The 14,445-nt window shown below is 62.0% G+C and carries 13 protein-coding genes and 1 pseudogene; 7 read left to right on the forward strand and 7 right to left on the reverse strand.

What is annotated here, in order from left to right:
- Positions 1–23 precede the first annotated feature (23 nt).
- Positions 24–761: a hypothetical protein gene (locus NKI59_RS24780; RefSeq protein ID WP_352707517.1), complete on the reverse strand. Its 738-nt coding sequence runs from the start codon at positions 759–761 to the stop codon at positions 24–26.
- A 225-nt stretch (positions 762–986) separates the two neighbouring features.
- Between NKI59_RS24780 and proC the strand changes: the two genes are divergently transcribed.
- Entirely contained in the window at positions 987–1,802 is an 816-nt protein-coding gene (gene proC, locus NKI59_RS24785) for a pyrroline-5-carboxylate reductase (RefSeq protein ID WP_352707519.1), read from the forward strand.
- Positions 1,803–1,949: 147 nt separating this feature from the next.
- On the opposite strand, the gene NKI59_RS24790 is transcribed toward proC, so the two are convergent.
- Entirely contained in the window at positions 1,950–2,108 is a 159-nt protein-coding gene (locus NKI59_RS24790) for a hypothetical protein (protein WP_352589246.1), read from the reverse strand.
- Entirely contained in the window at positions 2,101–3,426 is a 1,326-nt protein-coding gene (locus tag NKI59_RS24795) for an NAD(P)H-dependent oxidoreductase (RefSeq protein WP_352707521.1), read from the reverse strand. Before NKI59_RS24795 ends, NKI59_RS24790 begins: the two co-directional genes overlap by 8 nt.
- A 223-nt stretch (positions 3,427–3,649) precedes the next feature.
- Here NKI59_RS24795 and NKI59_RS24800 point away from each other — a divergent pair, with 223 nt between their 5' ends.
- The 5 genes and pseudogenes from NKI59_RS24800 to NKI59_RS35170 form a co-directional block, all read left to right on the forward strand.
- A complete protein-coding gene (locus NKI59_RS24800) occupies positions 3,650–5,005 on the forward strand; it encodes a pilus assembly protein TadG-related protein (protein WP_352707523.1) in 1,356 nt (451 codons plus the stop codon).
- Positions 5,006–5,031: 26 nt separating this feature from the next.
- Complete coding sequence (locus NKI59_RS24805; RefSeq protein WP_352707525.1) at positions 5,032–5,451, forward strand: TadE/TadG family type IV pilus assembly protein; 420 nt, start codon at positions 5,032–5,034, stop codon at positions 5,449–5,451.
- Positions 5,441–5,845, forward strand: a complete 405-nt coding sequence (locus NKI59_RS24810) for a TadE/TadG family type IV pilus assembly protein (protein WP_352571643.1) — start codon at positions 5,441–5,443, stop codon at positions 5,843–5,845. The genes NKI59_RS24805 and NKI59_RS24810 overlap by 11 nt, the downstream gene beginning before the upstream one ends.
- Positions 5,846–6,019: 174 nt before the next feature.
- Positions 6,020–6,901 carry a YihY/virulence factor BrkB family protein gene (locus NKI59_RS24815; RefSeq protein ID WP_352707528.1) on the forward strand — a complete coding sequence of 294 codons (882 nt, stop codon included), beginning with the start codon at positions 6,020–6,022 and terminating at the stop codon, positions 6,899–6,901.
- Positions 6,891–6,989: pseudogene (locus NKI59_RS35170) on the forward strand (3-oxoacyl-ACP reductase); the annotation flags it as partial. The gene NKI59_RS24815 and the pseudogene NKI59_RS35170, both read left to right, overlap by 11 nt.
- A 506-nt stretch (positions 6,990–7,495) precedes the next feature.
- Here NKI59_RS35170 and NKI59_RS24825 read toward each other — a convergent pair.
- The 4 genes from NKI59_RS24825 to NKI59_RS24840 all read right to left on the reverse strand — a co-directional run bounded on the left by NKI59_RS24825 (position 7,496) and on the right by NKI59_RS24840 (position 12,879).
- The gene (locus NKI59_RS24825) at positions 7,496–8,200 is read right to left on the reverse strand and encodes a glutamine amidotransferase (RefSeq protein ID WP_352707530.1); all 705 of its coding nucleotides are present in this window, start codon (positions 8,198–8,200) and stop codon (positions 7,496–7,498) included.
- A gap of 86 nt (positions 8,201–8,286) precedes the next feature.
- Positions 8,287–9,288 carry a rhamnose ABC transporter substrate-binding protein gene (locus NKI59_RS24830; protein WP_352707532.1) on the reverse strand — a complete coding sequence of 334 codons (1,002 nt, stop codon included), beginning with the start codon at positions 9,286–9,288 and terminating at the stop codon, positions 8,287–8,289.
- Positions 9,289–9,334: 46 nt separating this feature from the next.
- Positions 9,335–10,324, reverse strand: a complete 990-nt coding sequence (locus NKI59_RS24835) for an ABC transporter permease (protein ID WP_352707534.1) — start codon at positions 10,322–10,324, stop codon at positions 9,335–9,337.
- On the reverse strand, positions 10,321–12,879 hold the full coding sequence (locus tag NKI59_RS24840; RefSeq protein ID WP_352707536.1) for an ATP-binding cassette domain-containing protein: 2,559 nt from the start codon (positions 12,877–12,879) through the stop codon (positions 10,321–10,323). Before NKI59_RS24840 ends, NKI59_RS24835 begins: the two co-directional genes overlap by 4 nt.
- A 196-nt stretch (positions 12,880–13,075) precedes the next feature.
- On the opposite strand from NKI59_RS24840, the gene NKI59_RS24845 reads away from it, so the two are divergent.
- Positions 13,076–14,359, forward strand: coding sequence for an ROK family transcriptional regulator (locus NKI59_RS24845; protein ID WP_352707539.1), 1,284 nt, complete (start codon positions 13,076–13,078; stop codon positions 14,357–14,359).
- The last annotated feature ends 86 nt before the right edge of the window (positions 14,360–14,445 follow it).

Genomic DNA, 14,445 nt, shown 5'->3' on the forward strand with positions numbered 1-14,445 from the left:
AACCGGCATGTTTTATTCGACGCTCAGAAATAGCGGCGGCGCGCACGGTTTTCGGTGAGCTCGCGAACGACCTCGCGGAATTCGCGCAGGCTGGCGCGGATTTCCTCGATCTGGCTTTGCTGATCGGCGGCTTCCGAGGCCTGATTTGCCTTCCTCGACCAGGCCTGAGTATGGGCCGAATGCGGCGGCGTGGGTTGCTGCGGATAAGGTGCCCGACCGGCATAGAGCGGCTGCGGGTGGAACGCAGCCGGCATCGCTGCGGTGGAATTTGTCGCGGCGGAAGTCTCACCGGGCGCCATCTCCTCCGGCGCTCTGCCAGGCATGAGCCGGCTCAGCGCCGACAACACGGCACCGATCGGACCAGGACGTTTGGTACGCGCGACCTCGACCGGCTGAGCGGGAGGCGGCGCTGCCCGGTATGCTGCGTGATCGGCGGAACCGGCATCGGGGCCACCAAGGGAGCCAGCGGGGTCGAAAAACCCATCGGCAGCTGCAGCCTCTTCCATCAGTATGGTGCCGGCCTTTGGCTCATCAGGATCGGGCTGGCTTATGCCGGCGGCTGCCAACAGGATCGGACTGGCACGCGCTTCGCGGCGCGAGCGGGCAAGACGATGGCGTGTGGCGGCATCCTCGCGCCATGACGGGCCTGCGCGGTCCTCTAGCGAAACCAGCGATGCTTCGTCCTCGCCGCGCACCGCCTCGACGAGCGACAGCAAGGACTGCTCGTTCCTCCAGTGTTCACGATTTTTCCTATAAGCCATGGTTTCTGGAGCCTTCCCCTCGGGCTGGGACGTAGCGACCGACACTGGTTAAGCGATGCTAAACAGGCGTAGGAAATAAAAGGTTAATTTGGTCGCCGCGCGGCTGCGCGACTACATGCGCATCCCAACCGCAAGGTCGGGGTTCCGCCTGATCACGGTCCCAACAGGGCTTCCCCGCCCTGCCGCGAACGTCTATGGGGAAGCCATCTCTATGGGAGGCTTTCGATGACGATCAGGCTTGTTCTCGCCGGTTGCGGCAATATGGGCTACGCCATGCTCTCGGGCTGGCTGAAAGCCGGCAAGCTCGCTCCGGCTGCGGTATTCGTGGTCGAGCCCCATGCCGAGTTGCGCAAGCGTGCCGAAGCACTGGGCTGCTCTGCTGCCGCGGACGCCGGCGCCATCCCGGCGGACGCCGTGCCGGCCCTCGTCGTCATAGCGGTCAAGCCGCAGGTGATCCGCGACGTGACGACCGGCTACATCCGCTTCAACGATGGCCGAACCACTTTTCTCAGCATCGCCGCCGGGACGCCGGTCGCTACGTTCGAAGGCATTCTCGGCGATCGCGCGCCGATCGTGCGCTGCATGCCCAACACGCCGGCGGCGATCGGCAAGGGCATGATGGTGGTGTTTTCCAACAGGCTGGTTTCCGACGACACCAAACGCTTCGTCGCCGACCTGCTTTCGGCAAGCGGGCAAGTGGCCGATATCGACGACGAGGCCCTGATGGATGCGGTGACGGCAGTCTCCGGGTCGGGGCCGGCCTATATCTTCCATTTCATCGAAGCGCTGACCGTGGCCGCCGAGAAAGCCGGCCTGCCGACCGGGACTGCCAAGCTCTTGGCCATGCAGACGGTCTACGGCGCCGCATCGCTGGCCGCCGAAAGCGGCGAGGAGCCGGGCGTGCTCAGGCAGCAGGTGACCAGCCCCAACGGCACCACGGCTGCGGCCCTTGCGGTGCTGATGAGCGAGAACCGGCTGACGCGCCTGCTCACCGAGGCGGTGGAAGCGGCGCGGCTGCGGTCTATCGAGCTGGGGAAGTAGGGCTTCTGGGGGAGCCGGTCGGCGGTGATGGCCGACCGTTCCTTTCGGCAATAGCAACCGGTAGAAAAGCCGTTACGCGGCGTTCCTTCGCGCCCTCCACTGTCCTGCCGACATCAAAATCGCGATAGCCTAGAATGTCGACAGATATCAGCGATGTCCCCACAAGTCGTCGATCTCGTCCTTGTTCACGGGCCGCCCGTCTTTGCCGGCTTTGGCTTTGAGATCATCGGCAATGGCCGCGAGCCGCTCTGCCAGAGAAGGGCGTCCATTTTCCCGCTTCAACTCGGATTCACGGACCTCAGCCATCACCAAGATTCCCATACAGCATCTCGTCCTGCAGCCGGCGCAAGGCGAACAGCCCGGTCGTAGGGTCGGGCGCGGCATTGTCGGCGGTGAGCAATTCGCCTTTCCTCACCGGTTTCAGCACCTTGCCGCCTTCGAGCAGACCGACCGGCACGGCGCGATGGGCGCGGGCCTGTTCGACGGTCATGGTCCAGGAGCGGTAGCAGGTCTCGCCGATCGCATCGAAAACCTCGCCTGCCGCCAGATCGCGCTTGGCCACGGCGCAGACCTCGGCCACCGGCCGCGGCAGCGGCACCATGTCGGGCTTGCCGTAAAGCGCGATGCGAGCGGCCGTCAGCGGCACTTCCAGCGAGGTCAGATGGTAGGGCCTGAAGAAGCTGTAATAGGGACCGTGGCCGATATGCAGATCGTCCATGCGCTCGATGATGCGCGGATGCGTCGCCTCGACGATGACGAAGACACCGGGCGCCACGCCCTTGCCGACGGTGTAGTCGACGACGCCCTTCTTCGACAGAATGCCGCCCTGCTCGCGCGGGATCAGCACCTTGACCAGCTCGTCGCGATCGGCCTTGGGGCCGTGCATGCCGGGAACGTCGGGCACCAGCCCGGTGGCGTTGGCAATGGCGCACATCTCGACCATGGTTTTCGAGCCGTCGACGAACTCGACCAGCATGCGCGGATTCATGTTGCGGCGCAGCGCCTCCTCGCGGTAGTCGTCGGGAACGGCGTCGTGGTTGAGAGGGTTGTTCTTGCCCTTGCCGGCGGAGACGATGGTGTAGCCGAGCGCCGAGGCGAACTCGATCAGCTCCATGCAGCTCGACGGCTCGTCGCCGGCGCCGACCGAATAGACGACGCCGAGCCGGTCGGCCTGCTGCTTTAGATAGCAGCCGATGGTAACGTCGGCCTCGACATTCATCATCACCAGGTGCTTGCCGTGCTGCATCGCCATCAGGTCGAAATCGGCGGCGACCCCGGGCTTGCCGGTGGCATCGATGACGACATCGATAAGCGGATTGGTGACTAGCATTTCGTTCGAGGTGACGGCGATCTTGCCGCTTTCGATCGCCTGGCTGACCTTCGAAGCGCTGTCCGCTTCGGCTGCCATCGCCTGGTCGCCATAAGCAATGCGGATGGCCTCACGCGCCGTATGCGGGCGGCGCGTCGAGATCGCGCAAACCGAAATGCCCGGCATCAGCATGCCTTGCGTCACCAGGTCGGTGCCCATCTCGCCAGAACCAATGACGCCGATGCGCACCGGGCGGCCTTCCGCGGCACGCTTGGCAAGATCGCGGGCAAGCCCGGTCAAGGCGACATTGGTCATACTGGAAACGTCCACTGCTTTAAGTCTTTGTTTTTATGCATGTCGTTGTCCCAAAACCGCGGCACACTTTTGGGCGACATGCATAATGAAGCGGGAATAGCAGGGAACGGCAACCCATTGCCAATCGAAACCGGCCGCGGCGGTCTTTTCTTGCGCATGACCCCGGAAACCAGAATTGTTCCTATGAAGACATGCACCCGGCCGAAGGACTAACGAGGGTCCTGTGGCGCCAAAGGCCCGCGTTGAAGCGGCGGAACGGGCCGTTAAGCCCGGATGGATCGCAGCCAAGAAATGTACGGAAATTCTTAGTCATTCTTTTATGCAATCCTGCTTTAATAGGGAAATGGACTGGCGTGCCCGCATTTTTAGGTGTTTTTTCCGCGCTATGCGACCCATCGGCGAGAGCGGCAACGTTGCTACTATTTTTGCTCTGTCTTTGCCGATTGTCGTCGGCGGTGCGGGCCTCGGTATCGAGACTTCCTATTGGTATTACAGCAGCCTGAAGCTACAAGCGGTGGCGGATGCGGCGGCCTATGCTGGCGCTTTGGAAAAGGTTTCGGGATCCGACACGCCAAAGATTGTCTCCGCAGCGACAGCGTCAGCGACCACGAACGGCTGGGGACCGTCAGCAGGTACAATAGAGGTCTTCTCGCCTCCGTCAGCCGGTCCAAATGTCGGAAAAAAGGCGGTTGAGGTAGTCGTTCATCAGAACCTCGATCGGTTCTTTACGTCGATATTCACGCAAAACGCAGTTGGCGCACAAGCAAGGGCGGTGGCTCTTATTACGGATGCTTCAAAAGCCTGCATTTTGACGGTCGATCCTTCCGCTTCGAAAGCGGCGCTCTTTTCCGGCAGTTCGACCACAAAACTGACAGGCTGCTCCGTCATGTCGAATTCGATAGCTCCGGACGCCATCAAACTTCAGGGATCGGCAAGCCTTGATGTCGATTGCCTGATATCGGCAGGCGGTGTTTCGTTGAGCAACGTCGTGAAGACCGTTTGCGCCAGCCTGATAACTCAGGCGCTGCCCGCTGCTGATCCTTTTGCCGACCTGCCGGTGCCGCCGGCCACGAACCCTTGTCAAAACGGCAATCAGTCAACCTTGCAACCTGGAACATACTGCAAGGGGCTCAGCTTGAGCGGCAATGTAAGCCTCTCGCCCGGGATATACGTCATTGAGGGAGGCGATTTCAAAGCGAGCTCGAATGCAAATATTTCCGGCGAGGGTGTCGTCATTTATCTGGCCGGTACCTCCGGCGTTAGCATGAACGGCACGGCGACCGTCAAGCTCAGCGCACCGACGTCGGGCACCTATTCAGGTGTGCTGTTCTATGGCGACAGAGCCAACCTGGCGGGATCCAACACGTTTAATGGCACGGCGGATTCGCTATTGACCGGCGCTCTGTATTTTCCAACACAGGGCGTCAATTATCTCGGCAATTTCTCGGGCAAAGGTGGTTGCACGCAGGTCGTCGCAAGTACCGTGCAATGGTCCGGCAACGCAAACATCATTCAGGATTGCACGAGCCTTGGAATGCGAGACATTCCGGCCACGCAAACCGTTCAGCTTGTCGAGTAGTTTTCGTGGATCGGCTACAAGTCCGGATGTTCCGGAGTGATTCGGGTGTTGCCGCGGTAGAGTTTGCGCTGGTTCTGCCCGCCCTTTGCCTGGTACTTCTTGGCATCATCGACGGCTGGTCTTTTGTCTCGAGCGCATTGTCGATGCGTGCAGGCGTCAAAACCGCGGCGAACCTCGTGATGCAAGGAGCAGTCGAGGATACGACCATCCAAGCTGTCGCTCTTTCGAGCTGGGAAAACCATCCTGATGGCGCGCAGGTGGCAGTGAGCCGGAAATACATGTGCGGGAACATCGTGGCCGATCCATCGGTCCTGTGCGACGCTTTGAAAGCCCCCTCGGTCTTCCTCGTAATACAGGCGACAGCCACCTGGTCACCGCCCTTCAGTTTTGGCGCGTTTTCCCTCTCGCGCGAACTCAGTCATCAACAGGTGATTCGTGTCCGCTAAGTCGAGAGCTTTCACGGGGGATGCATCAGGCGGAGCTGCATTAGAGTTCGCGTTGATCGCGCCTTTTCTGATAATGCTTTTGATCGGCATCTTTGCATTCGGCTGGGCTCTGAATGCTATGTCGAGTGTTCGGTACACGCTGGAAACGTCGTCACGTGCGCTGCAAATGAAGAACTCGCTGACTCAGGCCCAGATCCAAGCCATTGCCACGGAAAAATTACTGGATTTGGGATTGAAAGACGTCGACGTAACAATAGCAATCGACGTCGCCAGCGGCGGCTTTCGCATGGCACATCTGACCGCCCAATATGCGTTCGTGATCGAGTTCCCGTATTTCAACCGATATCCGATACATTATCAGACAACTGTCACAGTTCCCCTGATTGCATCGTGAGCACGTCCCCGGCCAGTCGAGCGGCACCTTTCGCAGGATGTTCGCTGCACGCCGCCTTTATAGGCGATCGCCTTGTACAGCGTGCCGTTGCCGGCTTTGTTCCGGCCGAGCCCCCACCCCTCGCCCAGCGCCGCGGCGCCGCTACTTGTTTGCTGACAGGCATGCGAGGCGGATATGTGGAATTTGGCAGCAGAGGGCTGGAGGCTCCTCAAGCAGAGCGTCATCGGCTTCATCGACGACAATGCGCTGAGCCATGGGGCGGCGATAGCGTTTTATGCCACGACCTCGCTTGCGCCGATCCTGCTCATCGTCGTCGCTATCGCCGGCATGGCCTTCGGGCACGAGGCGGCGCAACTCGCCCTTTCGGCACAGATTGCTGGCCTGATGGGGCCGCAAAGTGCCGAGCTGCTGCGAGCTACGATCGAAAACGCCTCGCAGAAGGAAGCCGGAACCCTCGCCAGCATTCTGGGGCTGGTCACGCTGTTCGTCGCCGCATCCGGCGTGTTCGGCGAGATGCAGCTGGGGTTGAACGAAATCTGGAAAGTCAAACCGAGCGGGGCAACGATTTCACGAATGGTTCGGGCACGCATTGCAAGCCTGGGCCTGGTCGCCGCGCTCGGCTTTCTGCTCCTGGTGTCGCTGGTCGTAAGCGCTGCAATTTCGGCGCTCGGAGACGTCATCAACGCCTACCTGCCGTTCGGCACCATCATCCTGAGCGCCATCAACGGGATCGTCTCGTTTGCACTGATCACGCTGCTGTTTGCCGCAATCTACAAGGTGCTGCCGGACCGCAGCCTGCAATGGCGCGATGTCGGCATCGGCGCCGTGGTCACCGGCTTTCTGTTCACCATCGGCAAGTCGCTGATTGGCTGGTATATCGGAACCAGCGCCATCTCATCGTCATACGGCGCGGCCGGCGCCCTGCTCGTCGTGCTGTTATGGGTCTATTATTCGGCCGAGATATTTCTGCTGGGCGCCGAATTCACGCGAGCCTTTTCGGTTCGACACGGCAGCCGGTCCGATTTGAAGAACAAGGTGGAATCGCATGACAAATGAGTTCACGCCGAAATTCGACCTCGCCGGCAAGGTGGTGCTGGTCACCGGGGCCTCGCGCGGCATCGGCCGCGCCTGCGCACTCGCCTGCATGTGCTGGCCACATTCCGCTCGGCCGCATCGGCGACCCGATCGACGTCGCGGGCACCGTGGTGTTGGCGGCGTCACTGATCACTGGCGCGAATATATAGGTGGATGGCGGTTGGTCGGTAGCGTGATAGGCTCTTTGGCTGGTAGTGCGATACCGCTTCGCGAGCGCCGTCTCCCACACCAGGAAGAAGCGCGCGGACTTCGCAAGGTTAGTCCAAGAGGTCTTTTATGAGCGAAAAATCTCAATCGAACGGTGAATTCGACGAACCGCGGAATGAGCCACTCTTCACGGCTATCTCGCAGACAGACCCCGCCTTCCTAGCAGCTTACGATCGCGCGCTTGCGAGTGTGCCGACATTTGTCGAACATATCGAGGGAAATGCAAATGCCTTCTGTTCCGCGAAGCTTCGGTTTCGCGATCCCGACGAGTCCGTACGTCTTCGGGAGGACCACTTTGTTTTCCTTTGGCTTGCCGCTGTGCATTATCATGCTGAGGAGCGGCTATTTTCAGGTACGTTTTTCGAGGTGCCACCCGAGCTTCAGAAATGGCATCAAGTCGGACAGTGTGCGGCCGCGGCCATGGCTACCGACGGCAAGGAGCGGCCAGTCGGTGCCGCGATGGTGGCAGGTCGCCAGAAGCCGGGACGAACCGTCGCGCCTGAATTCCAGCTTGTTCATGCCGAGAATCGGCGGCAAAGGCCCCTCCACCCCGGAAAAAATCGGATGTGACGACTGCAGGATGGAGGCCTGCAGGCCTTGCGGCACCTCCATGCCGTCGCAGTAGGGTAGGCAACGGACCGGTAGAACGTCCTCGACCGGGGTGTCGTGGAAACGCGCCGTCCCGAACATGCCCTGAAAGCCCATGTAACCGCCGGCCAGCATCAGCCCGCCGCCACCTTCGACATAGGCCTTGAGCACATCGAGGCGGTTGACGCCGACACGCCCGGCGCGGGCATCCGGCGTCACCAGCAATGTCAGGGCGCCGACGTCGGAGATCACCACCGCCTGATATTGGGCGAGCCCATCGAGGTCATAGGGAAGCTCCGCGCTGCAACGCTCGCCGCCGATCTGCGTGACCGCGATGCCTTCGGTGGCCAGCGCGGCATTGAAGGCCGTCGCACCATTTGTCGAGGCCGCACTTGTAAGCACGTCGCTGCCGATGGCAACCGAGGTCGTCGCTGCAAAGGTTTCGCCTGCAAGCAATATCTTCATTGCCGCCCCGCACTGTTTTCATTCGAGAGGTTTTTAGGAAGGGCGCCGGATGGACCGGCGCCCCCTAGAACTCAAGCTCTGTAGGATCAGAATTTGAACTCGGCCAGATTTTCGGGAGTCACGATCTTGGCCGGACCAAGGATCAGTTCGCCGCCGGCGCCAATCGTGTATTCGCCGAGCCTGCCTGCCGTGAACTTCTCACCCTTCTTGCCGGTGATCTTGCATTGCGCAAACGCCTGGGCCGTCTGATAAGTAAGATAGCCAAGATCGGTGACGTTCCACCAGATATCCTGAGCCGCTTCGTCCTTGATGTATTTCGAGATCAGAGTGGCCGGCGCGAGGCCGGTCAGCTTGACCTTGCCGATCATGCCCGCTTCCTCGAGTGCACGCGCGGCCGCCGGAAGGCCGATGCCTGCCGGGACGATGATCACCTTGAGATGGGGAAACGCCTGGACCAGCGCCAATGCCTGCTGCTGGTTGATCTGTTCGCTTTCTTCGCCATAGGCCACCTGCACCAGCTTCATTTTGGAGAACTTCGGCTCGGCCGCCATCTTCGCCTTCATGAAGTCGATCCAGGCATTCTGGTTGGTCGCCGTCGGCGTCGACGACAGGATCGCGAATTCGCCTTCACCGCCGCTGAGGGCGAATGCACTTTCGAGCATCATCTCGGCGAGGCTGTCGCCCTTCACCTGATTGACGAACACCGCACGCGCATCGGCGGCCACATCGGAGTCATACGAAATCACCCTGACGCCCTGCTGAACGGCGCGCTTCAGCGCAGGCGCGACGGCATTGGCGTCGTTGCCGGCAATTGCGATGACTCCGACCTTCTGCGACACGAGGCTGTTAATGAATTCGATCTGCGCCTCGGCGGTCGCCTGTGATGGGGCGACCTGGGTAGCGGTGCCGCCAATTTCCTTGGCTGCCTCTTGTGCGCCTCCAAAGGCCACTTTGAAGTAGGGATCCGTGTCGAGCTTGGGCAGGAAACCGACCGTTACGGGTTCCTTGGCGCACTCCTGGCTGAAGGCCAGCGAGCTTGGCGCAAGCAGAACCGCGGATGCGAGCAGGGCTAATCTAAACGCTTTCATTGTGACTCCTCCGTCAAAATTCGGGCTTGAAGGAAGGGGCCCGAGATCACCCCTTTTTCTCGCGCATTGCGCGGGATCTGCTGAGCATCTCCTGTGTGGAGCGCCAGTAATTGCCGACCAGCAGCGAGCCGATCAGAAGCAGGCCGATGATCATGCCCTGCGCGTCGCCACCGATCTGGTTCAGCGCCAGCACGTTGCGGATGATGGCGATCAGGACCAGTGCCAGCATGACGCCGGTCAGGCGGCCCTTGCCTCCAAAGACGCTGACGCCGCCGAGCAGCACGATGGTGATGACGTCGAGCTCCATGCCGAGCGCATTGTTGGCGCGGGCGTTGGAAAGGCGCGCGGTATAGACGATGCCGGCTATCGCCGCGACGACGCCCGAGACGACGAACAGGTTCAGCACCATCCGGCGCGTGTTTATGCCGGAATAGCGCGCCACTTCGGGGCTGCCGCCGAGCGCGTAGATGCGCTTGCCGGTCGGCGTCTTCTGCAGCACGACCGCAAACACCGGCGCCAGCAACAGGAAGGGCACGATGGTCCACGGTATCTCGGTGCCAGGCAGGTTGTTGATGCCGAAATCGACGACCGCGGGCGGCAGGATGTTGACCGAGCCGGTGCCGAGCAGGATGTAGCCAATGCCTCGATAGAGCGCCATGGTGCCGAGCGTCACAACCAACGACTGCAGTCCAAGGCCCGAGACCAGATAGCCGTTGAAGGCGCCGAGCAGGCCGCCGATGACGAGCGTCAGCGGGATTGCGGCAAGTGTCGGCACACCGGCCTGGACCAGCAAGCCAAAGACGACGGACGTCAGCGCCAGCACCGAGGCGATCGACAGGTCGATCTCGCGGGTGATGATGAGCAGCGTCATCGGCAGGATCAGCAATGCCTTTTCCGAGGCGCTGGCGGCAAGTTGCGAGAGATTGAAGCCGGAAACGAAATTCGGCACGAAGATCGCGGCATAGAGGAAGATGGCCACGCAAGAGGTCGCCAGCAGCAGATCCCAGAAGTCGATCGAACGGAGGAACTCTTTCACCGCGCCCTCGCCTGTCTTGCCTGCTCGGCCCGCCGCACGATGAAGGTGTCGATGCCGATGGCGACCAGGATCACGAGGCCGTAGACACCCTGCAGCCACAGCGGGTCGACGCGCACCAGCGTCAGCCCGTTCTTGATGACGAGCAGCGTGAGCGCGCCGAGGATGATACCGAGCAGCGTGCCGGAACCACCGCGGATGGCGACGCCGCCGACCACCGCCGACGCGATCACGGTGAGTTCGAAGCCGAGCGCGACGCGGGCATCGATGGTCGCATAGCGGGATGCCCACAGCGCACCGCACAGGCCGCCGAGCAGACCGGCCATGCCAAAGGCCAGCAGGATGCGCCGGTCGACGGGGATGCCGATCAGACGCGCGCCGTCGGGATTGGAGCCGGCGGCGAACAGTTCGCGCCCGATGGCCGTGCGATAGAGCAGCACATAACCCAGGCACAGGATGACGATCGCGATGACGACGATCAGCGGCACGCCGGCGATCTTCAGGCCGGTCATGTCGAGCCAGGCTTGCGTGACTTCGTCGGCGCTGATCTGGTCACCGGCTGCCCAGATCGAGTTGAAGCCGCGGAAGATCGACATCGAGGCCAGCGTGACGACGATCGCCGGGATCTTTCCCCTGGTGACGACGAGGCCGTTGATCAGGCCGGCGACGCCACCGACGGCGCATGCGGTTATCAGGCCAATGCCGATGTCGAGCCCTGGATAGGCCTGGACCATGCTGGCCGCCATGTAAGCCGACAGGCCGATCACCGCAGCGATCGAAAGGTCGATGTTGCGGGTGATCAGCACCAGCATCTGCGCGAGTGCTGCAACAACGAGCAGGGCGGCATCCATCGACACGGCGGTCAGGTTTGCAGCGCTCACCATGCGCGGGTTGATGATGGTGACCGGGATGGCGACCGCCAGCATCGCGGCGAGCAGACCGAACTCCCGCCGCTTCAGTATGTCGAGCGGTCCTTTTCTCTTCTCCTCGCCGGCGGCCTGTGCCGCCGCATCGGCGCTTTCGCCGGCCTTGGTCGCTGCTTCCAGCACCTTTTCCTGAGTGGCTTCGCCCCTGGCAAATTCGGCCGTCTGATGGCCTTCGCGCAGGACGATGATGTGGTCGCACATGCCGATGAGCTCGGGCATTTCGGAGGAAATCAGGATGATTGCCATGCCCTGGGCGGCAAGGTCGGCGATCATCGCATGCACTTCCGCCTTGGTGCCGACGTCGATGCCTTGCGTCGGCTCGTCGAGGATGAGGACGCGCGGTTCGGTGCGCAGCCATTTGGCCAACACCACCTTCTGCTGGTTGCCGCCGGACAGTTCCTTTACCGGCTGCGCGTAGCCGGAAAAGCGAAGCTTCATGCGCTTCAGCCAGTCCGAAACCAGATTGATCGCGCGGTTCGTGCGGTAGAAGCCGGAGCGGGCTGCCTTGTCGAGGACTGGCAGCACCGCGTTGTCGAGGATGGAAAAATCCATCACCAGGCTCTGGCCCATGCGGTCTTCAGAGACATAGGCGATACGCGCATCCATGGCGTCGCGTGCCGACGCGAAGCGCACTGCTTCGCCGTCGATCAGGATTTCGCCGGCATCGGGCTGGTCGATTCCGAACAGCACGCGCGCGATCTCGGTCCGCCCGCTGCCGACCAGGCCGCCGAGCCCGAGCACCTCGCCGGCATGGAGCTTGAGGTCGATATTGGAAAAGCCGCCGGCGTGCGAAAGCCCCCTCGCCTCCAGCACCAGTGCGCCGGTGGCGTGGCTTCGTTGCGGATAGAGGTCGGTGACCTCACGGCCGACCATCATGCCGATGGCAGCGGCGCGGCCAAGCTCGGCCTTCGGCTTGACGCCAATGAGGCGCCCGTCGCGCAGCACCGCGATGCGGTCGGCGATGCGGAAGATCTCGTCCATGCGGTGGCCGACGAACATCATCGCCACGCCGTGCAGCCGCAGGTCGGCGACGACAGTGAACAGGCGCTCGACCTCGCGCTGTGACAGGGCGGCCGTCGGCTCGTCCATGATCAGCACCCGCGCGTCGAGCGACAGGGCGCGGGCGATCTCGACCAGTTGCTGTTCGGAGGTGCGCAACGTTCCGAGCCGGGTTTCGGCCGGCACGTCGAGGCCGACTGTCGCCAGCACCCTGCTCGCGCCGGCAAGCATGGCGGCGTTGTCGATGCCGCCGAAGCGGTCGCGCGGCATATGGCCGAGATAGATGTTTTCCGCCACCGAAAGATCCGGGAAAAGACCGGGGTGCTGGTGCATGACCGAGATGCCGGCAGCCTGGGCGTCGTGCGGCGAATGGAAGACCACAGGCTTGCCATCGATTTCGACGTGGCCGCCGGTCGGAAGATACACGCCGGCCAGCAGCTTCACGCAGGTGCTCTTGCCGGCGCCGTTTTCGCCAAGCAGAGCCAGCACCTCGCCTGAGCGCAATTCGAAGGACGCGTCCTTGAGGGCAATCGTGCCGCCGAAGGCTTTTGTCGCCTGAACCAAGGCAACGGGGACAGCCGCGTCGCTCTTCACCATGGCGTCGGCTTCGCCTAATGCGCCCAAGTGCAGCACCTTTCCTCCCTGGTCCTTTTTTTTCAATTTGCTATATTAAATGGCCGAATGCCGCAACTGGAAAATTGACTTCCATGGCCGCGAAGGGCACTGTCGCGTCGCGCACGGGTGCGATTGGAGTGCTCGACCCCGCGGCAGCCGCAAAGCTGCAAGCGGCTGGAGTGGCTCTGCGGGAATGAATGGGGAGGCGCCGGTTTTGTCCGGAAAAGGCAGCAATTCGGTCAAGGTTCGGCATTATAACGAGCGCTTCGTGCTTGATGCCATTCGCCGCCTGAAGGAGGCATCCAAGTCCGATCTGGCGCGCGCCGCAAATCTGACGCCAGCCGCGGTCGCCACCATTGTCGACGGGCTGGAATCGTCCGGATTCGTAAAGCAAGTGGGGAAAAGGTTCGGGCAACGCGGATCGCCATCCACTCTCTACCGACTTGCACCTGAGCGTATCTACAGCGTCGGCATCAAGATCGGCCGGCGCGCGCTGGAAGCCGTGCTCGTCGACTTTGCCGGCGAGGTCCGCTCGCGCGAGTCGCACGAATATCGCTTTCCGGATCCCGACATGGTGCTCAAGGCCGGCAACATGTCGCTGGCCAATTTCGACAAGCTGGTCGAGGGGCTTGGCGATGCCAGCATCGTCGGCGTCGGCATCGCCTCGCCATATTTCCTCGGCGGCTGGAGCGAAGAGCTCGGCTTTCCCGACGATCTCGGCAGCCGCTGGGAAGCAATCGATCTGACGACGTTCTTCGCCACAAAGCCGAAGACCCCGGTCTTCGTGGAAAACGACGCATCATCGGCCGCACTCGCCGAACTCATCCAGGGGACCGGCGCGCGGTTCCGCGACTTCATGCATATCTCGATCGACACCTTTGTCGGCGGTGGACTGGTGCAAAGCGGCAAGGTCCATACCGGGCCGCACGGCAACAGCGCCGCGCTCGGTCCTTTGCCGGTCTCGCCTTCAAGCCTCGATTCGGTGGCGGCCAAGCCGGCGCGCTACCAGAGCCTGCTGCATCGCGCTTCGATCTATGTGCTGGTCAATCATCTCAAATCGCGCGGCATCGAGATCAACCGCGTGCGCGAACTCGACCCCTTGCCGCCAGGGGCGCGCGAACCGCTGTCCGAATGGATCGACGATTGCGCCAATGCGCTGGTCGAGGCGATCATCGCCATCACCTCCGTCATCGACATCGAGGCGATCGTTCTCGACAGCATCCTGCCGCGGCCGATCCATCTCGAGCTGCTGGCAAAGGTGCAGACCCAGTTCAACAGGATCAGCGCCATCGGCATCGTGGCGCCGGAAATCGTCTCGGGACAATTCGGCCCCGAGGCCTCGCCGATCGGCGCGGCGATGCTGCCGTTCTCGGCACTGTTGGCGCCCGACAGCGGCGTGCTCATGATCGGCAAGGACAGAACAATGCTGCCGGGTAGCCTTTCGAGGCTTGCCAGCCAAAGCCAACCAGCGAGAAGCTCGGCGACTTCAACGGGATAGGATGGCGCTGCGAGGGAGGATTGGGCGGCTTTCGATTCCGGGCTTACTCCGTCGCGCTTTTTTGCACCAGCAACGGAACCTTTAGC

The sequence above is a fragment of the Mesorhizobium sp. M0598 genome (genome assembly GCF_040320865.1).
Classification (GTDB): Bacteria; Pseudomonadota; Alphaproteobacteria; order Rhizobiales; family Rhizobiaceae; genus Mesorhizobium.